We start from the raw sequence: 22,648 nt of genomic DNA, 5'->3' as shown, positions 1-22,648 counted from the left end.
AAAGAACATGGCTACCGAACCTGCTGCGCCCCGACCCAGCCCACTGCAGATATTCTGGGCGTTTTCCCGCATAGGCCTGACCAGTTTCGGCGGCGGCCTGAGCGGCTGGCTGATGCGGGAATTCGTGCACCAGCGGCACTGGATTTCGGAAGAGGAATTTCTAAGCGGGCTGGCCCTTTCCCAGGCCTTCCCGGGCGTGAATGTGGTGAATCTTTCCATCTGGATCGGTTATAAGCTGTGCGGCGGCAAGGGTGCCCTGGCGGCCTCTGTGGGGATGGTGGTGCCCTCCATGTTCCTGGCCATTGCCCTGGCGGCGATCTTTTCACGGCTCACTCAATCGCAAAATATGCATCTCGCGCTGGCGGGCATTGCCGCGGCGGCCATAGGCCTGTCGCTGGAAATGGGCCTGCGCGCCGCCAAACGCGCGGTCAATGGCCTGCTGCCGACGTTGATCGTGGTGGGCACTTTCGGCTTTATTTTTCTCTTGAATTTGCCTCTGATCTGGGTGGTGTTGTGCGCGGCCCCCTGCTCCGTCGCGATTGCCTATTACCGGCTGCGGCGCCGCATGCCGCGCTCTTCATAATTCACATATCTATTACTATCCACGCAGCCAGCAACAAGCCCAATGATCGATACCCTAATCAATCTGTTCAAGGTTTTCGCGCCGCTGTCATTTTTGACGGTCGGGGGCGGGCAAAGCATTATTCCGGCGATACATCGGGAATCGGTCGAGGTTTATAAGTGGATCGATAATTCGCAGTTTCTTGATCTGTTTGCGCTTTCGCGCCTGATACCCGGCCCCAGGTCGCTATTGGTGACTTTGATCGGCTGGGATGCGGCGGGGATGATGGGGGCCCTGGTGGCTTCTTTTGCTATTTTCGTTCCGGCGGCGATGCTGGTGTATTACCTGGCGAAGTTGTGGGCGCGCTATGAGAGTACTTTGTTGATCAAGGCTATTGAAGAGGGGCTGATTCCTGTGGCGGCGGGGATGATTCTGGCGGCCACGGGCACTATTCTGAAGGCGGCGGAGGGCGGGATATGGGCTTGGGGGGTGGCTATTGTTTCGACGCTGCTGCTGATGTATACGCGGGTCAGTCCGTTTTTGCTGCTTGGGGTGGGGGCTGTGTTGTTTTTGCTTGTGCGGCCTTGAAGGGATCGCGCGCGTTTTTCCTCTGAAGGGCGCCATTTGCGGCGGGGGGTGTGTTTTTATACAGCCGGGATACAATGCTAAGCTGTCAATTTGAGGCCACTCGATGCATGCTCTCGTTGCGCCATCCTGCGTACCTTCCAATATGAGACTAGTTTTATGAGTTCCAGCGCTGATCTCCGTCCCGACCACGCGATTCTGCAGTTTCGCGGCGTGACATTGGGATACGGCGATTTCACTGTGCTGAGCGACGTCAATCTCGAGGTTCATCGCGGTCAGGTCGTGGCCATGATGGGGGGCTCGGGGTCGGGCAAGACTACTTTGCTGCGCGGGGCGACTGGGCAGTTGGCCCCTCAGGCTGGAACCATCTCCGTTTTCGATCAGGATATCGCCCATGTGTCGGGTGATACGCTGCGCGAGCTGCGGCAGCGCATGGGTGTGCTGTTTCAGCAAGGTGCGCTGTTTACCGATCTGGATGTCTTTGAAAACGTGGCGTTTCCCTTGCGCGAGCATACTCAGCGGACGGAAAAGGAAATCGTCGAGCTGGTGCTCGATAAGCTGGATGCCGTGGGCCTGCGCGCGGCGGCGCATTTGAAGGTTTCCGAAATTTCCGGCGGTATGGCGCGCCGCGTGGCGCTGGCCAGGGCGATTGTGCTGGAACCCGAACTTGTTTTATACGATGAGCCTTTTGCGGGCCTGGATCCGATTTCCCTGGGCATTACCGCCAAGCTCATACGTACGCTCACCGACAGGCTGAATTGCGCCTCGGTTCTGATTACCCACGATGTGGCGGAGTCTTTCGCAATCGCTGATCTGGTTTATATGGTCGGGCAGGGCCGGATGATCGCCAGCGGCACGCCCGAACAGCTTTCAAACGCCCAGGATCCCTACGTGCAGCAATTCCTCAAGGGCGATCCCGACGGCCCCATTGCGTTTCACTACCCGGAAACCCCCGCGTTCCAGAAATGGCTGGGGCAACACGGAGCACGTCCATGAGGTCGCCCGCCGCCGTCATTACGTCCCTTGGCCATGCCGTACGGGTGCGCGTTACCGGCCTGGGTGCCTATGCCCGCCTGCTGGGCGGCATATTGGCCCGCAGCAGTCTGCTGGTTAAGCGTCCGGGGCTGGTTTCGCAGCAAGTGCATTTCATCGGCAATTATTCGCTTCTGATCATTGCCGTCTCGGGCTTGTTCGTGGGCTTTGTGCTGGGCCTGCAAGGTTATTACACGCTTAATCGCTACGGCTCCGAAGAGGCGCTCGGCCTGTTGGTCGCCCTGTCGTTGACGCGTGAGCTGGGTCCGGTCGTAACCGCCCTGCTCTTCGCCGGCCGCGCCGGGACTTCGCTTACAGCGGAAATCGGGCTGATGAAGGCTGGCGAGCAGCTCGCCGCCATGGAGGTCATGGCTGTCGATCCCATACGCCGCGTGCTGGTGCCGCGCTTCTGGGGCGGGGTCATCGCCATGCCGATCCTGGCGGCGGTGTTTTCCATGGTCGGCATCATCGGCGGATGGTTTGTCGGCGTGGTGCTGATCGGCATCGATCCGGGTGCTTTCTGGTCGCAAATGCAAAACGGCGTCGATATCTTCAACGACATCGCCAACGGCGTCATCAAAAGCCTGGTCTTCGGCATCGCGGTAACGCTTATAGCGCTCTACGAAGGATGGAACGCCAAACCGACGCCCGAAGGCGTTGCCCGCGCCACGACCCGCACGGTGGTGAACGGCGCGCTGGTGGTGCTCGGGCTCGACTTCCTGTTGACCGCCCTGATGTTTAGCAATTGAAAAATAGACGGAATAATCATGACGCGTGAAAAAACTGATTTCTGGGTTGGGCTGTTTGTACTGCTGGGAGCCATTGCCCTGGTTTTCCTGGCATTGCGTGCCGGCAACCTGAGCTCATTTTCGTTTGCTCCCACCTACCAGGTCCAGGCGCATTTCGACAATCTTGGCGGGCTGAAAATTCGCGCGCCGGTCAAAAGCAGCGGCGTGGTGGTCGGGCGCGTGGCAAATATCGCCTTCGACAACCAGCGTTTCCAGGCCGTGGCCACGCTCGACCTCAACAAGCAATACCAGTTTCCCGACGATTCATCGGCTTCGATCCTGACCTCGGGCCTGCTGGGCGAGCAGTATGTCGGCCTGACCCCTGGCGGCGACGACAAGATGCTGGCCCAGAACAGCCAGATCAAATACACGCAAAGCGCCGTTGTTCTTGAAGAACTCATCAGCAAATTCCTGTACAGTTCCGCCAGCAAGGAAGGTACGGCCAAGGACAGCACGACCCATAAAGAGGGTTCGGGCAGCGGCGAACCGGCAAAGCCCTAGAATACAAAATGTAAATTAAAAATCAAAAGCACATTCATGAATACTTCACACACCCCTACCTCCGCTCCCGCGCGGCGTTTCGCGCGCCTGGCCCCTGTACTGGCCATCGCAGCCATTGCGGCGGGCTGCGCCAGCGTACCTCACCCCAACCCCAACGACCCGTGGGAAAGCTACAACCGCGGCATGTACAAGTTCAACGATACGGTCGACAAGGCGCTGATCAAGCCCGTCGCTTCGGGCTACGCGGCGCTCACGCCCAAGCCCGTGCAAACCTGCGTGCACAATATCTTCAATAACGTCTGGGACGTCTGGTCGGCCTTCAACAGCTTCATCCAGGGCCGCGGGCACGATTTTGTGAATACTCTCGGGCGTGTGCTGTTCAACTCGACCATGGGCCTGGGTGGATGTATCGACGTGGCCTCCATGAACGGCTCGAAACGCATCGAAAACGATTTCGGGGTAACGCTGGGCGTATGGGGGCTCAAACCCGGCCCTTATCTGGTGCTGCCTCTGCTCGGACCCAGCTCGGTGCGCGACGGCGTGGGCAGGGCGGGCGACGTGTTCGGCGGCGCGGCAACCTACCTGTCGATCGGTGCCATCGACAACATTCCGTTACGAAATTCACTTGTTGGCATGGCATTTATCGACACACGCGCTAATCTTCTGGATACCGACAAGCTGGTCGACTCGGTGGCTCTTGATCGCTACAGCTTCATACGCGACGCCTATCTGCAACGCCGCAAGGCGATGGTGCAAGGGCACAAGGTTCGAATGAACAAAGATAATCTGCCGAACTATTCCGATGACAACCTGCCTAATTACTCCGACGACGAAGCGCAACCCGCGACGCCGCCCGTAAAACCCGTCAACAAAACGGGGCAGTAACCAGGAGCCTTTATGCGTTTCAAACCATTTTCATTCTCCGCTCTGCAGCGCCTGTTCGCCATGACCCTGCTGGGTGCCGGGCTATGCGCCGCGGCGCACGCCAAAGAGGCGGTCGACCCCAACGGCGCCCCTCCGGCCTTCGTTCAGGCGGTCGGCAATAACGCGCTGGATGCCATCAAGCAATCGGCCGAGGCGAAACAGGGCAATCTTGCGAAGATCAACGAGCTCGTCAACGAATACGTACTGCCCTACGTCGATCTCGAAAAAACCACGCGGCTGGCGGCCGGACGCTACTGGCGCCAGGCCACACCCCAGCAACAGCAAAACCTGGTACAGGCTTTCAAGGGAACCCTGATCCGCACCTACAGCGGCGCACTCACCAAAGTCGACCAGAATTCAACTCTTACGATCGCGCCGTTCCGCGGCGACCCCAAGGCCGACGACGTGGTGGTGCGTTCGACGCTCACGCAGGGCAATGCGCCGTCTGTGGCCATCGACTACAGGCTTGAAAAGTCCCCTCAGGGCTGGAAAATCTACGACCTCAATGTCGAAGGAATCTGGCTCATCCAGAACTACCGCAACCAGTTTGCCGGCGAGATCGCGCAGAACGGCATCGATGGCCTGATCCAGGCATTGAACCAGCGTAACAAGTAGGCAAGTCGCCCGAGGCGGTGTTCCCCTATAATACTTAGCTTGGCTTCATCCCGAGCCAGGCTTTTCTATTATTATGCCCGCCCTCACTCTAGATCACATATCAAAAACTTATCCACCCCGCTCGAGCGGCTGGAAAAAATGGTTTTCCTCAACCCCTGCGGCAAAAGGCTTTCGGGCACTTGACGATGTCAGCCTAAGCGTCGAATACGGCGAATTCTTCGGCTTGCTTGGCCCCAATGGCGCCGGCAAAACCACGCTTATCTCGATTCTGGCCGGACTGGCGCGCGCCACTTCGGGCACAGCCAGCATTTGCGGCCACGACGTGGTGACCGACTATAAACAAACCCGGCGTTCGCTGGGCGTCGTGCCCCAGGAGATCGTCTACGACCCGTTCTTTACCGTGCGTGAAACCCTGCGCATACAGTCCGGCTACTTCGGCCTGCGCAACAACGACGACTGGATCGACGAAATTCTCAGCAACCTGGGTCTGACCGATAAGGCCGACTCCAATATGCGCGCGCTGTCGGGAGGCATGAAGCGCCGCGTTCTGGTGGCGCAAGCCCTGGTCCACCGTCCGCCGGTCATTATTCTGGACGAACCCACGGCGGGCGTCGATGTCGACCTGCGCCGCACGCTGTGGGAATTCATCTCGCGCCTGAACAAGGCCGGACACACCATTTTGCTGACTACGCACTATCTTGAAGAAGCCGAAGCGCTGTGCGGGCGCATCGCCATGCTTAAGCACGGGCGCGTTGTCGCGCTCGACACCACGCAGGCCCTGCTGGCACGTGTGGGCGGCACCGACCTCGAAGACGCTTTTGTGCGCATCATGCACGACGATACGCTGGGCGTGGCGGCATGAGCGTACCTGTTATCGCACCGCGCACCGATATGGGCTCAGGGTTCCCGACCCTGCTGCGCAAGGAATTATCGCGTTTCTGGAAAGTCAGCTTCCAGACGATTGCGGCGCCGGTCCTGACGGCGCTGCTGTACCTGCTTGTGTTTGCCCATGTCCTGGAAGGCCGGGTCCAGGTGTACGGCACCGTGCCCTATACCGCCTTCCTGATTCCCGGCCTCATGATGATGAGCATGCTGCAAAACGCCTTTGCCAATCCCTCGTCATCGCTGATACAAAGCCGCATTACCGGCAATCTGGTGTTCATACTGCTGCCGCCCCTGTCGCACCGCGAAATCTTCAGCGCCTACCTGATCGCATCCATTGTGCGCGGCTTGTGCGTGGGAACCTGTGTCTGGCTGGTAGCCCTGTTTTTCATACCGCTGCCCCCCGCCAATGTGCTGTGGCTGCTGGTCTTTGCAATTCTGTCCTGCGGCATCATGGCCACGCTCGGGCTGATCGCCGGATTGTGGTCCGAAAAATTCGACCAGCTCGCCGCCTTCCAGAACTTCCTGATCATGCCCGCCACCTTCCTGTCGGGTGTGTTCTACTCTATACACAGCCTGCCCAGCTTCTGGCAGGCCGTATCGCGCTGGAACCCCATTTTCTATACCATAGACGGCTTTCGCTACGGTTTCTTTGCGGTCTCCGATGTCTCGCCGTGGCACAGCCTGGCGGTCGTCAGCTGCGTATTCGCCATCCTTTGCTTCTGTACCCTACGCCTGTTAGCCAGCGGCTATAAACTCCGGAATTGATCATGCTGCCTACCCCTGAACAAATACGCCAATACATTGCCGACGGCCTCGCCTGCGAACACCTTGAAGTCCAGGGCGACGGTTCGCACTTCGAAGCCCTTATCGTCAGCCCGGCCTTCGAAGGCAAGCGGCTGATCGCGCGCCATCAACTGGTTTATGCGGCGCTCGGAGAACGCATGAAAGCCGAAGTCCACGCCCTGTCGATGCGCACCCTCACCCCTGACGAATACAAGGCCAGCCTGAATGGATAAGCTGTCAATCACAGGGGGCAGGCGCCTGGAAGGCGAAGTTACCGTCTCGGGCGCCAAGAACGCCGCCTTGCCGATCCTGTGCGCCAGCCTGCTCAGTTCCGATACCATCGCGCTCAGCAATGTCCCGGCGCTCAACGACATAGGCACCACGCTGCGCCTGCTGGGCCAAATGGGCGTGCGCGCCGAGCGCGGCAACGACGGTACGGTCAGCCTGAGCGCCGCGCAGGTCAGCAGCCTCGAAGCCCCCTACGAACTCGTCAAGACCATGCGCGCCTCCATCCTGGTGCTGGGCCCGCTGGTGGCCCGCTTCGGCGAAGCCAGGGTCAGCTTGCCGGGCGGCTGCGCCATCGGCCAGCGGCCGGTCGACCAGCATATCAAGGGCCTGGCCGCGCTGGGCGCCGACATCAGGATCGAACACGGTTTCGTGATCGCCAAGGCCAAGCGCCTGAAAGGCGCATCCATACGCACCGATATGGTGACTGTCACGGGCACCGAAAACCTGATGATGGCGGCGGTGCTGGCCGAAGGCCAGACCGTGCTGGAAAATGCGGCCCGCGAGCCCGAAATCTCCGATCTGGCCGAACTGCTGATCAAGATGGGTGCGCGCATCCAGGGGCACGGAACCGACCGCATCGTCATCGACGGGGTCGATTCCCTGCACGGCGCCAGCCATCGGGTCGTGGCCGACCGCATCGAGGCCGGCACCTTTTTGTGCGCGGTGGGCGCCACCGGCGGCGAAATCATGTTGCGGCACGCCGCCCCCGACACCATGGGCGCCCTGCTCGACAAACTGCAAGAGGCGGGCCTGCAGATCGAGTGCGGCACCGACTGGATACGTTGCGCCATGCACCGGCGCCCCAAGGCCGTGGGCATACGCACCCGGGAATACCCAGGTTTTCCCACCGACATGCAGGCGCAATTAATGGCCCTGAACTGCATTGCGGACGGCACCGCCGTCATGGTCGAAAACATTTTCGAGAACCGCTTCATGCACGTGCAGGAACTGGGCCGCATGGGTGCCCAGATCGATATCGACGGGCACACCGCCGTCGTGACCGGCATCGATTCGCTGTCGGGCGCCACCGTCATGGCCACCGACCTGCGCGCTTCCGCCAGCCTGGTCATAGCCGGCCTGGCGGCCAAGGGCGACACGACCGTCGAACGCATTTATCACCTTGACCGCGGCTACGAGCGCATGGAACAAAAACTGTGCGCCATCGGCGCCGATATCCGGCGAGTACGCGCCCAGGAGGTGGCATGAGGCTCGCCACCGCTCCGTTGACGCTCGCCTTGTCCAAGGGGCGCATTTTCGACGAAACCATGCCGCTGCTGGCGGCGGCCAATGTTCATGTCACCGAAAACCCCGAATCGTCACGCAAGCTGATCCTGCCCACCAGCGACCCGGGGCTGCGGCTGATTATCGTGCGCGCCTCCGACGTACCCACTTATGTGCAGTATGGGGCCGCCGATTTCGGCATTGCCGGCAAGGATGTGCTGTTCGAGCACGCCGCGCTGCACCCGGGCGGGCTGTACCAGCCCATCGACCTGAATATCGCCAAATGCCGCCTGTGCGTCGCCGTACGCCAGGGTTTCGATTACGAAGCCGCCGTGCGCCAGGGCTCGCGCCTGCGGGTCGCCACCAAATATGTGCAGGCGGCGCGCGAACACTTCGCCGGCAAAGGCGTCTATATCGACCTGATCAAGCTGTACGGCTCGATGGAACTGGCGCCCCTGGTCGGCCTGGCCGATGCCATCGTCGACCTGGTATCGACCGGCGGCACGCTCAAGGCCAACCATCTGGTGGCTGTGGAAGATATCGTGCCGATTTCCTCGCGCCTTATCGTCAACCAGGCTTCGCTCAAAACCCGGTCAACCGAACTGCAACCCCTGATCGACGCCTTTGCGCGCGCCTCGCAAGCCTGAACGCATTTTTACCCTTATCCGCCTGCCACCGCACCATGTCATTGATCAACCGCCTCAGCACCCGTTCCGACGATTTCCTGGCTACCTTGCGCAAGCTGCTGGCCTTCGATGCCTCGCAAGACGAATCCATCGAACGCACCAGCGCCGACATACTCAAGGACATCCAGGCGCGCGGCGACGATGCCCTGCTTGAATACACCCGGCGCTTCGACCAGGTCGAGGCGGCCAGCGTCGCCGCCCTCGAAATTCCCCGCGGCGAGTGGCTCGCGGCCCTGGAGGCCCTGCCCGGCGAACAGCGCCAGGCCCTTGACGCCGCCGCTTCGCGGGTACGCGGCTATCACGAGCGCCAGCGCAGCGAAACCTGGACTTACACCGAGGCGGACGGCACGGTACTGGGGCAGAAAATCTCTCCGCTGGACCGCGTCGGGCTATACGTTCCGGGCGGCAAGGCGGCCTATCCGTCGTCGGTGCTCATGAATGCCATTCCGGCCAAAGTGGCCGGCGTAGCCGAAGTGATCATGGTCACGCCCACCCCCAAGGGGACGCGCAACCCCATCGTGCTGGCGGCCGCCGCCATCGCCGGAGTCGATCGCGTCTGGACCATAGGCGGCGCCCAGGCTATCGGAGCACTCGCTTACGGCACCGCATCCATTGCCGCGGTCGACAAAATCGTCGGGCCGGGCAACGCCTATGTGGCCGCGGCCAAGCGCCGGGTTTTCGGCACGGTCGGAATCGACATGATCGCCGGTCCCAGCGAAATTCTGGTCATCTGCGATGGCTCGACGCCCGCCGACTGGATTGCCATGGATCTCTTCTCGCAGGCCGAGCACGACGAGCTGGCGCAGGCCATTTTGCTCTGTCCCGATGCCGCCTATCTCGATGAGGTCGAAGCGGCCATTGCGCGCCTGCTGCCGGGCATGCCGCGCGCCGATATCATTCGCGCCAGCCTTGGCCGCCGCGGCGCGCTGATTCTGGTGCGCGACCTGGACGAAGCCTGCGCCATGGCCAACGAGATTGCTCCCGAGCATCTGGAAATCTCGACCGAAGACGCCGGAAAATGGGCTGAAAAGATCCGTCATGCCGGGGCCATTTTCATGGGGCGCTACAGCTCCGAAGCCCTGGGCGACTACTGCGCCGGGCCGAATCACGTGCTGCCCACATCCCGCACAGCGCGTTTTTCCTCGCCGCTGGGGGTGTATGATTTCCAGAAACGCTCCAGCCTGATCCAGGTTTCGCAGGCCGGCGCGCAAACGCTGGGGCGCATCGCCTCCACCCTGGCTCATGGCGAAGGCCTGCAGGCCCACGCCGCCAGCGCCCAGTACCGCATCAAACCGGATTAAGCCGGCGCCAGGCAGCCTGTACACGATTCCTTGAGCAATTACTGTTGCGGCGCTTTTATTGATACCATGCAGGAAAGCGCCGTTATCACCACAGCCCAACCGAGATAATTCAGTCCTGACCATGCGTACCGCCGACATCACCCGAAACACCAACGAAACGCGCATCCGCGTAGCCATCAATCTTGATGGCACCGGCCGCCAATCGATCAATACCGGCGTTCCTTTCCTGGACCACATGCTGGACCAAATCGCGCGCCACGGCCTGATCGACCTCGATATCCAGTGCGACGGCGATACTCACATCGACGATCACCATACGGTCGAAGACGTCGGCATCACCCTGGGGCAGGCCTTTGCCGCCGCGGTGGGCAACAAGGCCGGCCTGCGCCGCTACGGCCACTCGTACGTGCCGCTCGACGAAGCCCTGTCGCGCGTGGTGGTCGATTTCTCGGGACGCCCGGGGCTGGAATACCACATCCCGTTTACCCGCTCGCACGTGGGCCAGTTCGATGTCGATCTCACTCGTGAATTCTTCCAGGGGTTTGTCAATCACGCCCTGGTCACCTTGCACATCGATAATCTGCGCGGCACCAATTCGCATCATCAGTGCGAAACCGTCTTCAAGGCCTTCGGCCGCGCCCTGCGCATGGCAACGGAACTCGATCCGCGCAGCACAGGAGTCGTTCCGTCAACCAAAGGCGTACTCTAACCCCCGACGACCACCGACCGACCGTGAATACCATCGCCATTGTTGACTACGGCATGGGCAATTTTCATTCAGTTGCCCGTGCCCTGCGCGCCGCCGCCCCCGAGGCCGATATCAAAATTTGCAGCACCGCCCAGGAGCTCGACCAAGCCTCGCGGGTCGTATTCCCCGGCCAGGGAGCCATGCCCGATTGCATGCGCACCCTGAACGAATCGGGCCTGCGCGAGGCCGTTGTCCGCGCGGCCCGCAACAAGCCCCTGCTGGGGGTTTGTGTGGGCGAGCAAATGCTGTTCTCCCATAGCGAAGAAGGCAATACGCCATGCCTGGATATCTTTCCCGGCAAGGTCAGGCGGTTTGACGGCCCGCAGTATGCCGCGGCAGGCCAGGCCGCGGCCAGCCAGGAACTGTTGAAAGTGCCGCACATGGGCTGGAACCGTGTCAGCCAGACACGGCCGCATGTACTATGGGACGGCATTGCCGACAATACGTTTTTTTATTTCGTGCACAGTTATTACGCCGAACCCGCCGATCACGCTCTGGCTGTCGGGGAAACCCATTACGGAGTAAGCTTTACCTGTGCGATTGCAGCAGCTAATATTTTTGCCGTACAGTTTCACCCAGAAAAAAGCGCCGACGACGGTTTGCGCCTGTATCGCAACTTCGTTACCTGGAACCCTTAGGGTTCAATCCGAGCTGTCATTTTTTTACCAACTGCTTTTACCGACTATCGATTATGCTTCTCATCCCCGCCATCGACCTCAAAGACGGGCGTTGTGTACGCCTTCGCCAAGGAGACCTTGACGACGCAACCGTCTTTTCCGACGACCCTGCCGCCATGGGCACGCAGTGGCTCAACCAGGGCGCCCGGCGACTGCATCTGGTCGACCTGAACGGCGCCGTTGCCGGCAAGCCCAAAAACGAAGCCGCCATCAAGTCGATCATCCGCGCGGTGGGCGACGAAATTCCGGTGCAGATCGGCGGCGGAATCCGCGATCTCAACACCATCGAACGCTACCTCGACAGCGGTATCGCCTATGTCATCATCGGCACGGCGGCGGTCAAGGATCCCGGCTTTCTGCGCGATGCCTGCAGCGCTTTCCCCGGCAATATCATCGTTGGCCTCGACGCGCGCGACGGCAAAGTGGCCACCGACGGCTGGAGCAAGCTCACGCGCCACGACGTACTCGATCTTGCCCGCAAATTCGAAGACTACGGCTGCGAAGCCATTGTCTACACCGACATCGGCCGCGACGGCATGCTCTCGGGCGTCAACATCGAAGCCACGGTCAAACTGGCGCAGCACGTCAAAATCCCGATAATCGCCTCGGGCGGGGTCACCGACCTGAAAGACATCGAAGCGCTTTGCGCCGTCGAAAGCGAGGGCGTCGAAGGGGCCATCCTGGGGCGCAGCCTATACGAAGGCACGCTCGATTTCGATGCGGCGCAAACCCTGGCCGACGAACTCGGCGCATCATGAACGCGCCCCGGGCTGCACTCGCCGACGACTCTCTGACGCGGCGCATCATCCCCTGCCTGGACGTCACTGCCGGGCGAGTGGTCAAAGGGGTGAATTTCGTCGACCTGATCGACGCGGGCGACCCTGTCGAAATCGCGCAGCGCTATAACGAGCAGGGCGCCGACGAACTGACATTTCTCGATATCACCGCCACCAGCGACAACCGCGACCTGATCCTGCCCATTATCGAAGCCGTTGCGGCCCAGGTATTCATTCCCCTGACGGTCGGCGGAGGGGTGCGCCAGGTGGCCGATATCCAGCGCCTGCTCAATGCCGGCGCCGACAAGGTTTCGATCAACAGCGCGGCCATCAGCAACCCCGAACTCGTCAGGGCCGCCGCCGATTATCACGGCTCGCAATGCATAGTGGTCGCCATCGACGCCCGCCGCAGCTCGGCGCCGGGCGCGGCGCCCAAATGGGAAATCTTCACGCACGGGGGCCGCAAAGCCACCGGCATCGATGCCGTCGAATGGGCCCGCAAAATGGCCGATTACGGCGCTGGCGAAATCCTGCTTACCAGCATGGACCGCGACGGAACCAAATCGGGCTTCGATCTCGAACTGACCCGGGCCGTGTCCGACGCGGTGCCGGTCCCGGTCATCGCCTCGGGCGGGGTGGGCAATCTGCAGCACCTGGCCGATGGCGTAACCACCGGCCGCGCCAGCGCCGTCCTGGCAGCCAGCATCTTCCATTACGGGCAGCACACCGTCAGGCAGGCCAAGGAATTCATGGCGGATCAAGGTATTAAGGTACGATTACCCCTATGATTCAAAATACCGACTGGCTTTCCGCCGTGACGTTCGACGCCAACGGCCTGCTTCCCGCCATCGCTCAAGATGCCACCACCGGCACCATACTGATGGTCGCCTGGATGAACGCCGAATCGCTTGCCGAAACCGCCGCCACCCGGCGCGCCGTTTACTGGTCGCGCTCGCGCGGTCGCCTGTGGCGCAAGGGTGAAGAATCGGGCAATGTGCAAATCGTGCGCGAAATCCGGCTGGACTGCGATGGCGACGTCATTTTGCTCAAAGTGGAACAACAGGGGGGCATTGCCTGTCATACTGGCAGAGAAAGCTGTTTTTTTCGACGCCTCGACGGCGATGCCGCCGACGCCGTCTGGACCACCACCGACCCGGTACTGAAAGACCCCGAGCTGATTTACAAATGACCGCACCCGATTTCGCCCACGCCGACATCCTGTCCCGCCTGGCCGACACCCTCGAATCGCGCCTGCCCAAAAACGGCGGCGATCCGGCTACCTCGTACTCGGCCAAGCTGCTGGCGCGCGGCCCCGATGCGTTCCTGAAGAAAATCGGCGAAGAAGCCACCGAACTCGTCATGGCCGCGAAAGACAACGCACCCGACCGCGTGGTGTGCGAAACCGCCGACTTGTGGTTTCACACGCTGGTGGCGCTGGCGCATTACAATCTGCGCCCCGAAGATGTGCTGCGCGAACTGGCGCGCCGCGAAGGGGTATCCGGCCTGGTCGAGAAAGCCAATCGGCCCGAGCCTCACTAAAGAGCAAACCACAATGAGCGACAACTGTCTGTTTTGTAAAATCGCCAAGGGTGAAATTCCATCCAAAAAGGCCTACGAAGACGAAGATTTGTTTGTTTTTCACGATATTCAGCCGGCGGCTCCCGTACACTTGCTACTTATCCCGAAACGCCATATTGTTTCAATGCAGGAGATTCAACCCGACGACGCGGCGTGGTTGGGTAGAATGATGACCCTGGTACCCCGGCTTGCGCTCGATCATGGCTGCCGGCCCGGACCCGAAGGCGGTTTTCGGCTGCTCGCCAATAGCGGCATCGATGGCGGGCAAGAAGTCGCCCATTTGCATTTTCATATCATCGGGGGCCCTCGCCCCTGGAATAAAAGAGTGGCACCTGCCGCATAACCGGAGAGCACCATCATGGGTAGTTTTAGTATTTGGCACTGGCTGATCGTTCTGGTCATCATTGCCCTGATTTTCGGCACCAAAAAGCTGCGCAATGTCGGCGAAGACCTGGGCAATGCAGTCAAGGGATTCAAAAAAGGCATGAACGATGCCAACGATGAAACCAAACCTGCCGAAGGCGCCATCCCGCAGCAAGTCAAGGCCGGCGAAACCATCGACGTGCAGGTAAAAGAGAAATCCGACGCCTGAGGCCGGCCAATTGTTTTTGCCGGTGTACCCCGTCTTTTTTTAAGCGATCTGCCTATCCATGTTCGACGTCAGCTTTAGTGAGCTCATTGTGATCGGCGCCGTCGCGCTCGTCGTGATCGGTCCCGAACGCCTGCCCAAAGTGGCCCGCACCGTCGGCCATCTCGTTGGCCGCGCCCAACGCTACGTCAACGACGTCAAGGGCGATATCCAGCGCGAAATGGACCTCGGCGACCTGAGCAGCCTGAAAGACCAGATGGAAGACGCGGCCCGGTCGGTAAAGACGTCGCTGGAGGAAACCAGCAAGAGCCTGCAAGCGCCTTTGCAAGAGGCTAAAGACGCCCTTGCCGACGCATCGAAATCCCTGCACGAGGCCGCTCATGCGGAGGCCTCCGAGCCGGCAGTACTCGAACCGGCGGTACCCGATACCCAGAAAAGCCTGCCCGGCTTCGCCGAAGCCAGCGCACTGGTCGAAGAAACCCATCCCAAACCACCTACCGGGACGCCACAGTGACACAGGACGCCCCTCAAGAAGACTCCTTCATCTCGCACCTCATCGAGCTGCGTACGCGGCTGATGCGCGCGGCCTTTGCCGTGCTGATCATTTTCGTGGTGCTGTTCATTTATCCGGGCGCCTCGAAAATCTACGACATCCTGGCCCAGCCCATGCTGGCCACGCTGCCCGAAGGCACCCGCATGATCGCCACCGGGGTGATCACGCCGTTCATGGTGCCGGTCAAGGTAACGATGCTGGCGGCGCTGATCCTGGCCCTGCCCTTCGTGTTGTACCAGGCCTGGGCGTTTGTCGCCCCGGGGCTGTACAAACACGAAAAACGCCTGGCCATGCCGCTCATCATCTCCAGCACGCTGCTGTTCCTGCTGGGCATGGCATTTTGCTATTTCGTGGTTTTCCGCACGGTCTTCCACTTCATTGCCACTTTCGCGCCGCATTCGATTACCCCGGCGCCAGATATCGAAGCCTATCTGAACTTCGTCATGACCATGTTCGTGGCCTTCGGCGTTACCTTCGAGGTGCCCATAGCGGTCATACTACTGGTCAAAACCGGCGTGGTCACGGTGGAAAAGCTACGCTCGATTCGCGGCTACGTCATTGTCGGGGCATTCATCACCGCGGCCGTGGTTACACCGCCCGACGTGCTCAGCCAGTTCATGCTGGCCTTCCCCCTGTGCGTACTGTTCGAGCTGGGCGTATTCGTCGCCAGCATGCTCAAGAAACAGGAAGCCAAGGAACGCGAAGCCGAAAGCAAAGAGATCAGCACGCTCGACGAGTGAATTCGGCGGGCGCATTCGATGCGCGAATTGCGTCGGAGAAACGCCGCCTACGGCTTGGTGATGCGCGGGCGCGTGCCGACCTGAACAGTCTGCTCGATGACTCTGCCGCCACGCAAGATCGTTAATGTGACTTCGTGGCGAGGGGGCAAGGGCGCGATCTGGTTCAAAAAGCCTATGGTGTCGTACACAGGCTGATCGTTGATCTTGAGCACAATGTCGCCCACACGGATGCCGGCCCGGCCGGCCGGGCCGTTTTTAAGTACGCTGGCAATAATCACCCCATCGTCCTGCCGCAGGTTGAAGGCCCTGGCCAGATCGGGAGTGATATCCTGGGGTTCGATGCCCAGCCAGCCGCGCGTCACCGAGCCGGTGGCGATGATCTGTTCCATGATCTTGTGCGCGGCTTCAGCCGGAATGGCAAAACCAATGCCCAGCGAACCGCCGTTCTCGGAATAAATCGCGGTATTGATGCCAACCAGACGACCCATGGTGTCGATCAGGGCACCGCCTGAATTCCCCGGGTTGATTGCCGCATCGGTCTGTATGAAATTCTCGTAAATATTGATCCCGAGACGATTGCGCCCCAAGGCCGACACGATACCCATGGTCGTGGTCTGCCCCACGCCAAACGGATTGCCGATGGCCAGCACGACGTCGCCGACCTGGACATGGCGCTCGCTGTTGAACGTAATGGCGGACAGATTGGGCAAGTCGATCTTCAGGACCGCCAGATCGCTATCGGGATCCGCCCCGACCAGCTTGGCAGCGGCCTGCCGGCCATCGCTCAAGGCCACTTGAATCGAATCGGCCGCTTCGATCACGTGATAATTCGTCAGCACATAGCCGTCGGCGCGCACAATTACGCCCGAACCCAGATTGGTCGTTTTCTTGCGCCGGCTGAACCCAGGCAAATCGCGGAAAAGCCGGTTGAGTTCGGGGTCGTTGGGCAGCGGCACCACAGGCACCCGAATCTTCTTGCTGGTATAAACATTCACAACAGCGGGGGTAGCCAGGGCAACGGCCTTGGCATACGAGACCTCGCCGGCCGCCGAGATTTGCGGCGCCGCGGAGCGACCGCTTGGCGACGAGTGCAGCCAATCGGGACGCAAAGTTGCCACGATGAATAAAATACCGAGGCAGACCGTTACTGTTTGGGCGAATAGCAACCACAATCGACGCATAAGGCAAAAGGCAAAAATGAATCAGGTTTCCACGCAGGAGCTCACTCACTGGCTCGATACTACCTTGCAAGCCTGGCGCTTCAAGGACTACTGTCCGAACGGACTCCAGGTCGAAGGCAAAGGCGCAATTACCTACATTATCACCGGAGTTACGGCCTCTCAGGCGCTCATCGAGCTTGCCGTCGCGAAAAAGGCCGATGCGGTACTGGTTCATCACGGCTGGTTCTGGAAAAACGAAGACCCCTGCATCCGCGGACCGAAACGCGCCCGGCTTGCCCTGGCCTTGCGGCACGAGCTCAATCTATGGGCCTATCATCTGCCGCTCGATGCCCACCCTGTGTTGGGCAACAACGCGCAATTGGGGCGTGTGCTGGGTTTCGAGCCCGAGCACGATGAATCCGGCCAGCCCCTTACCTGCGGCCCCGACGGACTGGTCTGGCTGGGCCGCCCGACCCGCGCGAAAACACTGGGTGCGCTGGGCGATGAAATTTACGAAGCTTTACAGCGCCAGCCCCTGGTTGTTGGTAATCCACAACAAAATATTGAACGCGTCGCCTGGTGCACCGGGGGAGCGCAAAGCATGATCGAGGCCGCCACCGCCGCCGGCGCACAAGCGTACGTCACGGGTGAAGCTTCGGAACAAACCTTTCACTGGGCGCAAGAAACCGGCACAGGATTCATTGCAGCCGGCCATCACGCCACCGAGCGCTACGGCATACAGGCGCTTGGCCAGGCCGTGGCCGCGCAGTTCGGCATACGGGTGGAATTTATCGACCTGGACAACCCGATATAAAAACCAAGGCCACGCGAATCGGCGTGGCCTTGGTTCAAGAGAATGCTAAAGAACGTGAAGCGGGCAATTATTTTTTAAGCAGGTCGCGGATTTCCTGCAGCAGCACGATGTCTGCCGGAGTCGGCGCAGGAGCGGCCGCCTCTTCTTTCATGATCTTGGTGCGGGCTGTATTGGCCGCCTTCACCAGACAAAACACCACAAAAGCCAACAAGATGAAATTGATCAGGATGGTCAGGAAGTTGCCCCATGCCAGTACGACCGCGCCAGCCTTGGTCAAATCGGCGTAGGTATGCGGGCCCGCATAATTCGCGGGCTGAGACAGTACCCAGAATAGATTGGTAAAATCAACTTTGCCGCCAAAGATGAAGCTGATGATCGGCATGATGACGTCTTTCACCAGAGAGTCGATAATCTTCCCAAAAGCCGCGCCAATGATGACACCAACGGCCAGGTCGATCATGTTTCCCTTAACGGCGAATTCTCGAAACTCTCCCAGAAAACCTTTTGCTTTGCTCATGTGTTCATCCTTTAGTAATTCACCCGACAACGGGCTAACGCTATAATACGCGGTTGCTAAGCTTTTACATATGCCAAAACAGTGAATGGTAATGCCCGGACGGGCATGAATAAGGATACAAGAATGAGTCAGGATAAGACACAGCTCGATGATGCCGGTGCGGTTGATCCCAACCTTCCACCCGATCCCTCGCGCCGTTTCTGGGTCGCCTCTGCCTGTGCAGTAGGCGGTGTAGCAGGCGTCGCCACCGCAGTTCCCTTTGTCAGTTCTTTTGCTCCGTCCGAAAGAGCAAAAGCGGCCGGCGCCCCAGTTGAAGTCGACATTTCCAAAATCGCCCCCGGTGAAATGCACACCGTTGCATGGCGCGGCAAGCCTGTATGGATACTGCACCGCACCCCCGAGCAACTCAAAGATTTGCCGAAAAACGATCCTGAGCTGGCCGATCCCAATTCCGATCGCCCGGGCTTCACACCCCCATTCGCCAAAAACGAATATCGCTCGCGCAAACCCGAATACCTGGTTTGCGTGGGCATTTGCACCCACTTGGGCTGCTCACCCACGCCGCACTTCGACGTGGGCGCCCAGCCCGGCTTGCCCGCCAGCTGGGAAGGCGGCTTTCTGTGCCCTTGCCATGGCTCTACTTACGACCTGGCCGGGCGGGTATTCAAAAACATGCCCGCTCCCGACAATCTCGAAGTACCGCCTTATGCATTTTCGGCCGACGGCAAGATGGTTACCATCGGCGTCGACGAAGACAACAAGGCTTAAGGGCTTCCATACCGGAAGCCCCTGCTTCACATGATTTTGAATCAACACGCCTCGTAAGATAGAAAAAGGAGCCGTTTCATGGCTGGCGAGAAAACCGTCGATACGACAGGGTTTTTAGGTTGGATAGATAAGCGCTTCCCGCTTACCTCCCTCTTCAAAGAACACATGTCGGAATATTACGCACCGAAAAATTTCAATTTTTGGTATTTCTTTGGCTCATTGGCACTGCTGGTGCTGGTGATCCAGATCGTGACCGGCATATTCCTGGTCATGAACTACAAGCCCGATGCCGCGATGGCGTTCGCCTCGGTCGAATACATCATGCGCGAAGTCCCCTGGGGCTGGCTGATTCGCTACATGCACTCCACCGGCGCCTCGATGTTCTTCGTGGTCGTGTACCTGCACATGTTGCGCGGCTTGTTCTACGGCTCGTATCGCAAGCCCCGCGAACTCGTCTGGATTTTCGGCGTAGCGATATTCCTCTGTCTCATGGGCGAAGCCTTTTTCGGCTATCTCCTGCCCTGGGGCCAGATGTCGTACTGGGGTGCGCAGGTTATCGTCAACCTGTTCTCGGCCATTCCTTTCATCGGACCTGAACTCTCCCTGTGGATTCGCGGCGACTATGTGGTTTCGGATGCAACGCTCAACCGCTTCTTTGCCTTCCACGTGATTGCGATTCCGCTGGTGCTCATCGGACTGGTGGTGGCTCACGTCATCGCTTTGCACGAAGTCGGCTCCAACAATCCGGATGGCGTCGAAATCAAGCAAGGCCCCAAAGACGCTCAGGGCCACCCGCTGGACGGCATTCCTTTCCACCCCTACTACTCGGTCCATGACATCATGGGTGTGGCGGGCTTCCTCATGATCTTTGCCGCGATTATTTTCTTCGGCCCGGAAATGGGCGGCTTCTTCCTCGAGTACAACAACTTCATTCCCGCCGACTCGCTGAAAACACCGCCGCACATCGCTCCGGTCTGGTACTTCACGCCGTTCTACACGATGCTGCGCGCCACCACCAGCGACTTTACCTGGGTGCTGTCGGCCGGCGCCCTCATCGCCGCCATTGCCCTCTTCTTCAAAGGCAAGCTGTCGGGCGCCTGGCGGATTATCGTGCCGGTCATCCTCATTATCGTCGCAATCCTCATGAAAACCCTGGACGCCAAATTCTGGGGTGTTGTAAGCATGGGCGGCTCGGTAGTCATCCTGTTCTTCCTGCCCTGGCTCGACCACAGCCCGGTCAAGTCGATACGCTATCGTCCAACGTGGCATAAATTCCTGTACGCGATCTTCATTCTGGCCTTCCTGGTGCTGGGTTTCCTGGGCACTCAACCGCCCAACCCCACGTACAACCTGATCAGTCAAATCGGAACCGTGATCTACATGGGCTTCTTCCTCCTGATGCCAGTCTGGAGCCGCCTGGGTACATTCAAACCCGTTCCCGACCGAGTCACGTTTCACGCTCACTAAGGCCTAATACCGTACGGAATGATCATGATTAAAAAGCTGCTTGGTGCCATTGCGATATCCCTCACCTTCACGGCCGCCTTCGCGTCCGAAGGTGGGTATCCGCTAGACCGCGCACCCGATCGAATCAACGACCTGGCTTCGCTCCAAAACGGGGCCAAGCTGTTCGTCAACTACTGCCTGAACTGTCATAGCGCCAATTCCATGCGCTATAACAAGCTGACCGATATCGGTCTTACCGATGCGGAAATCAAAAAGAACCTCTTGTTTACCGGCACCAAAGTCGGCGACCTGATGCAGGTCGCCATGACGCCGGCCGACGGCAAGAAGTGGTTTGGCGCTTCGCCCCCCGACCTGTCGGTGATCGCGCGCGCCAAATCGCAGAACCTGGGGCACTCGGGCGTCGATTACATCTACACCTACCTGCGCAGCTTCTACCGCGACACCTCCATGCATACGGGCTGGAACAATCTCGTATTCCCAAGCGTGGCCATGCCCAACGTGCTATGGCAGTTGCAAGGCCCGCGCACGCTGACCCGCGTTTCCATCCACGAAGTCGAACAGGCCGATGGCACAGCCAAATGGGAACAGACCACCAGCAAGTACGACGATCAGGGTTTCTCCGAAATCAAGACCGTGGCTCTCAGCAACTATCACGGCCCGGAAGTCTCCAAAGACACTTTCGCATCCGCCGACCCGTCCAAAGTGGCTGCCTACGACAACAATGTTGCCGACATCAGCAATTTCCTGGGCTGGATGGCCGAGCCGTCCCAGTTGTTCCGCAAAAAACTGGGGGTCTGGGTCCTGATTTTCCTGGCCTTTTTCCTGTTGGTTGCGTGGCGCCTGAATGCCGCGTTCTGGAAAGACGTCAAGTAGCATTGTTACATCCGGTAGCGCTTAGCTGATCGCTTAAGCTGCCGGTCAAGAAATAGGCGTAACGTAATACGCCTATTTCCCTTTTATGAGCCGAGTTTTTGGCGTGCTCTTGTTTTTACTTCTAAGATGGAACCCACAACATGATGGTGCTCTACTCCGGAACGACTTGCCCCTTTTCTCAACGCTGCCGCTTTGTGCTGTTCGAAAAAGGTATGGACTTCGAAATTCGCGATATCGACCTCTACAACAAGCCTGAAGACATCGCAGTTATGAACCCTTACGGCCAAGTTCCCATCCTGGTCGAGCGCGATCTGGTGTTGTACGAGTCGAGCATCATCAACGAATACATCGACGAGCGCTTCCCGCATCCGCAACTCATGCCGGCGGATCCCGTCATGCGGGCCCGCACGCGCCTATTCTTGTACAACTTCGAGAAAGAGCTGTTCGTACACGTTTCCACGCTCGAGAATCGCGCACAAACCGACAGCAAGGTACTCGACAATGCGCGTCACAACATCCGCGATCGCCTGGCGCAACTTGCCCCCATGCTGCTGAAAAACAAGTACATGCTGGGCGAAGAGTTTTCCATGCTCGACGTGGCCGTCGCCCCCTTGCTCTGGCGCCTGGATCACTACGGGATCGAGCTGCCTAAAAACGCGGCCCCGATCCAGAAATACGCCGAGCGCATTTTCTCGCGCCCGGCCTATATCGAAGCGTTGACTCCGTCCGAAAAAGTTATGCGCCGCTAAATCCATGCCTGAAACTTCGACAAAACCCTATCTGATCCGCGCCTTGCACGAGTGGTGTACCGATAACGGCTATACCCCTCATATTGTTGTAACGGTCGATGCCAACACGGTTGTGCCACGAGCACATATCCACGACGGCCAGATTACCCTGAACATCGGCACGCTGGCCACCAACCGGCTTACCCTGGGCAATGAGTTTATCGAGTTTCAAGCCCGTTTCAGCGGCGTCACCGAGCACATTTTCGTGCCGGTAGCCGCGGTATCGGCCATTTATGCCCGGGAAACCGGCGCCGGCATGGGTTTCGATGTAGAGCCATCCCAACCTCATTCCGGCGACAGCGGCGCCGACGGCGATACCGCCAAACCGGCTGCCGACGCCCCCCCCGATTCGCCCGATGACGATCCCAAGCGCCCGCGTCTTACTGTCGTCAAGTAGCGCTTGCTGATGGTGTTGTCCCCTGATTATGC

31 protein-coding genes are annotated in these 22,648 nt (G+C 59.6%); 29 read left to right on the top strand and 2 right to left on the bottom strand.

Annotation, left to right across the window (positions count from 1 at the left end):
• The first annotated feature begins 7 nt into the window (after window positions 1-7).
• From ACYVIS_RS18415 to tatC, 23 genes are all read left to right on the top strand, one after another.
• Entirely contained in the window at window positions 8-583 is a 576-nt protein-coding gene (locus tag ACYVIS_RS18415; protein ID WP_460874672.1) for a chromate transporter, read from the top strand.
• A 42-nt stretch (window positions 584-625) separates the two neighbouring features.
• Entirely contained in the window at window positions 626-1,150 is a 525-nt protein-coding gene (locus ACYVIS_RS18410; protein WP_232741646.1) for a chromate transporter, read from the top strand.
• 156 nt (window positions 1,151-1,306) lie between these two features.
• Window positions 1,307-2,143 carry an ABC transporter ATP-binding protein gene (locus tag ACYVIS_RS18405; protein ID WP_460874671.1) on the top strand — a complete coding sequence of 279 codons (837 nt, stop codon included), beginning with the start codon at window positions 1,307-1,309 and terminating at the stop codon, window positions 2,141-2,143.
• Window positions 2,140-2,928 carry a lipid asymmetry maintenance ABC transporter permease subunit MlaE gene (gene mlaE / locus ACYVIS_RS18400; RefSeq protein ID WP_232741648.1) on the top strand — a complete coding sequence of 263 codons (789 nt, stop codon included), beginning with the start codon at window positions 2,140-2,142 and terminating at the stop codon, window positions 2,926-2,928. The genes ACYVIS_RS18405 and mlaE overlap by 4 nt, the downstream gene beginning before the upstream one ends.
• 18 nt (window positions 2,929-2,946) lie before the next feature.
• Entirely contained in the window at window positions 2,947-3,468 is a 522-nt protein-coding gene (gene mlaD, locus ACYVIS_RS18395) for an outer membrane lipid asymmetry maintenance protein MlaD (protein WP_232741649.1), read from the top strand.
• 36 nt (window positions 3,469-3,504) lie between these two features.
• Complete coding sequence (locus ACYVIS_RS18390; protein ID WP_460874670.1) at window positions 3,505-4,353, top strand: MlaA family lipoprotein; 849 nt, start codon at window positions 3,505-3,507, stop codon at window positions 4,351-4,353.
• Window positions 4,354-4,365: 12 nt separating this feature from the next.
• On the top strand, window positions 4,366-5,007 hold the full coding sequence (locus ACYVIS_RS18385; RefSeq protein WP_370635879.1) for an MlaC/ttg2D family ABC transporter substrate-binding protein: 642 nt from the start codon (window positions 4,366-4,368) through the stop codon (window positions 5,005-5,007).
• Between the two features lie 73 nt (window positions 5,008-5,080).
• On the top strand, window positions 5,081-5,869 hold the full coding sequence (locus ACYVIS_RS18380; protein WP_232741651.1) for an ABC transporter ATP-binding protein: 789 nt from the start codon (window positions 5,081-5,083) through the stop codon (window positions 5,867-5,869).
• Window positions 5,866-6,657: an ABC transporter permease gene (locus tag ACYVIS_RS18375; RefSeq protein ID WP_232741652.1), complete on the top strand. Its 792-nt coding sequence runs from the start codon at window positions 5,866-5,868 to the stop codon at window positions 6,655-6,657. Before ACYVIS_RS18380 ends, ACYVIS_RS18375 begins: the two co-directional genes overlap by 4 nt.
• 2 nt (window positions 6,658-6,659) lie before the next feature.
• Complete coding sequence (locus tag ACYVIS_RS18370; RefSeq protein WP_232741653.1) at window positions 6,660-6,908, top strand: BolA family protein; 249 nt, start codon at window positions 6,660-6,662, stop codon at window positions 6,906-6,908.
• A complete protein-coding gene (gene murA, locus ACYVIS_RS18365; RefSeq protein WP_460874669.1) occupies window positions 6,901-8,169 on the top strand; it encodes a UDP-N-acetylglucosamine 1-carboxyvinyltransferase in 1,269 nt (422 codons plus the stop codon). The genes ACYVIS_RS18370 and murA overlap by 8 nt, the downstream gene beginning before the upstream one ends.
• The gene (gene hisG, locus ACYVIS_RS18360; protein WP_232741655.1) at window positions 8,166-8,831 is read left to right on the top strand and encodes an ATP phosphoribosyltransferase; all 666 of its coding nucleotides are present in this window, start codon (window positions 8,166-8,168) and stop codon (window positions 8,829-8,831) included. Before murA ends, hisG begins: the two co-directional genes overlap by 4 nt.
• A 35-nt stretch (window positions 8,832-8,866) precedes the next feature.
• Window positions 8,867-10,171, top strand: a complete 1,305-nt coding sequence (gene hisD, locus ACYVIS_RS18355) for a histidinol dehydrogenase (protein ID WP_460874668.1) — start codon at window positions 8,867-8,869, stop codon at window positions 10,169-10,171.
• Window positions 10,172-10,292: 121 nt separating this feature from the next.
• Complete coding sequence (gene hisB / locus ACYVIS_RS18350; RefSeq protein WP_232741657.1) at window positions 10,293-10,880, top strand: imidazoleglycerol-phosphate dehydratase HisB; 588 nt, start codon at window positions 10,293-10,295, stop codon at window positions 10,878-10,880.
• A gap of 23 nt (window positions 10,881-10,903) precedes the next feature.
• Entirely contained in the window at window positions 10,904-11,557 is a 654-nt protein-coding gene (hisH, locus tag ACYVIS_RS18345; protein WP_460874667.1) for an imidazole glycerol phosphate synthase subunit HisH, read from the top strand.
• Window positions 11,558-11,610: 53 nt separating this feature from the next.
• Window positions 11,611-12,354 carry a 1-(5-phosphoribosyl)-5-[(5-phosphoribosylamino)methylideneamino]imidazole-4-carboxamide isomerase gene (gene hisA / locus ACYVIS_RS18340; RefSeq protein WP_232741659.1) on the top strand — a complete coding sequence of 248 codons (744 nt, stop codon included), beginning with the start codon at window positions 11,611-11,613 and terminating at the stop codon, window positions 12,352-12,354.
• A complete protein-coding gene (gene hisF / locus ACYVIS_RS18335; RefSeq protein WP_460874666.1) occupies window positions 12,351-13,160 on the top strand; it encodes an imidazole glycerol phosphate synthase subunit HisF in 810 nt (269 codons plus the stop codon). The genes hisA and hisF overlap by 4 nt, the downstream gene beginning before the upstream one ends.
• Window positions 13,157-13,561 (top strand): phosphoribosyl-AMP cyclohydrolase, encoded by a 405-nt coding sequence (gene hisI / locus ACYVIS_RS18330; protein ID WP_232741661.1) that lies wholly within the window; start codon window positions 13,157-13,159, stop codon window positions 13,559-13,561. The genes hisF and hisI overlap by 4 nt, the downstream gene beginning before the upstream one ends.
• A complete protein-coding gene (locus tag ACYVIS_RS18325; RefSeq protein ID WP_232741662.1) occupies window positions 13,558-13,911 on the top strand; it encodes a phosphoribosyl-ATP diphosphatase in 354 nt (117 codons plus the stop codon). The genes hisI and ACYVIS_RS18325 overlap by 4 nt, the downstream gene beginning before the upstream one ends.
• A 13-nt stretch (window positions 13,912-13,924) precedes the next feature.
• Window positions 13,925-14,293 carry a histidine triad nucleotide-binding protein gene (locus tag ACYVIS_RS18320; RefSeq protein WP_232741663.1) on the top strand — a complete coding sequence of 123 codons (369 nt, stop codon included), beginning with the start codon at window positions 13,925-13,927 and terminating at the stop codon, window positions 14,291-14,293.
• A 15-nt stretch (window positions 14,294-14,308) separates the two neighbouring features.
• Complete coding sequence (gene tatA, locus ACYVIS_RS18315; RefSeq protein WP_232741664.1) at window positions 14,309-14,542, top strand: Sec-independent protein translocase subunit TatA; 234 nt, start codon at window positions 14,309-14,311, stop codon at window positions 14,540-14,542.
• A 58-nt stretch (window positions 14,543-14,600) separates the two neighbouring features.
• Window positions 14,601-15,053: a Sec-independent protein translocase protein TatB gene (gene tatB, locus ACYVIS_RS18310; RefSeq protein WP_460874665.1), complete on the top strand. Its 453-nt coding sequence runs from the start codon at window positions 14,601-14,603 to the stop codon at window positions 15,051-15,053.
• Window positions 15,050-15,832, top strand: coding sequence for a twin-arginine translocase subunit TatC (gene tatC / locus ACYVIS_RS18305; RefSeq protein WP_232741666.1), 783 nt, complete (start codon window positions 15,050-15,052; stop codon window positions 15,830-15,832). Before tatB ends, tatC begins: the two co-directional genes overlap by 4 nt.
• Before the next feature lie 47 nt (window positions 15,833-15,879).
• Here the strand turns inward: tatC and ACYVIS_RS18300 are convergent, their stop codons facing one another.
• The gene (locus ACYVIS_RS18300; protein WP_460874664.1) at window positions 15,880-17,013 is read right to left on the bottom strand and encodes a S1C family serine protease; all 1,134 of its coding nucleotides are present in this window, start codon (window positions 17,011-17,013) and stop codon (window positions 15,880-15,882) included.
• Window positions 17,014-17,029: 16 nt separating this feature from the next.
• On the opposite strand from ACYVIS_RS18300, the gene ACYVIS_RS18295 reads away from it, so the two are divergent.
• The gene (locus tag ACYVIS_RS18295) at window positions 17,030-17,806 is read left to right on the top strand and encodes a Nif3-like dinuclear metal center hexameric protein (protein ID WP_460874663.1); all 777 of its coding nucleotides are present in this window, start codon (window positions 17,030-17,032) and stop codon (window positions 17,804-17,806) included.
• A 67-nt stretch (window positions 17,807-17,873) separates the two neighbouring features.
• Here ACYVIS_RS18295 and mscL read toward each other — a convergent pair whose 3' ends face one another.
• Window positions 17,874-18,323 carry a large conductance mechanosensitive channel protein MscL gene (gene mscL / locus ACYVIS_RS18290; protein ID WP_460874662.1) on the bottom strand — a complete coding sequence of 150 codons (450 nt, stop codon included), beginning with the start codon at window positions 18,321-18,323 and terminating at the stop codon, window positions 17,874-17,876.
• A gap of 123 nt (window positions 18,324-18,446) precedes the next feature.
• On the opposite strand from mscL, the gene petA reads away from it, so the two are divergent.
• From petA to ACYVIS_RS18265, 5 genes are all read left to right on the top strand, one after another.
• Complete coding sequence (gene petA, locus ACYVIS_RS18285; protein WP_232741670.1) at window positions 18,447-19,091, top strand: ubiquinol-cytochrome c reductase iron-sulfur subunit; 645 nt, start codon at window positions 18,447-18,449, stop codon at window positions 19,089-19,091.
• A gap of 78 nt (window positions 19,092-19,169) precedes the next feature.
• Entirely contained in the window at window positions 19,170-20,558 is a 1,389-nt protein-coding gene (locus tag ACYVIS_RS18280) for a cytochrome b (RefSeq protein WP_232741671.1), read from the top strand.
• An 18-nt stretch (window positions 20,559-20,576) separates the two neighbouring features.
• The gene (locus tag ACYVIS_RS18275; RefSeq protein ID WP_232741672.1) at window positions 20,577-21,431 is read left to right on the top strand and encodes a cytochrome c1; all 855 of its coding nucleotides are present in this window, start codon (window positions 20,577-20,579) and stop codon (window positions 21,429-21,431) included.
• A gap of 140 nt (window positions 21,432-21,571) precedes the next feature.
• Entirely contained in the window at window positions 21,572-22,180 is a 609-nt protein-coding gene (locus tag ACYVIS_RS18270; RefSeq protein ID WP_232741673.1) for a glutathione S-transferase N-terminal domain-containing protein, read from the top strand.
• 4 nt (window positions 22,181-22,184) lie between these two features.
• Window positions 22,185-22,616: a ClpXP protease specificity-enhancing factor gene (locus ACYVIS_RS18265; protein WP_232741674.1), complete on the top strand. Its 432-nt coding sequence runs from the start codon at window positions 22,185-22,187 to the stop codon at window positions 22,614-22,616.
• Window positions 22,617-22,648 lie beyond the last annotated feature (32 nt).

Source organism: Paralcaligenes ginsengisoli, from assembly GCF_054781135.1.
Note: the sequence above shows the minus strand (reverse complement) of the source record. Positions and strands in the feature narration are given on the sequence as shown.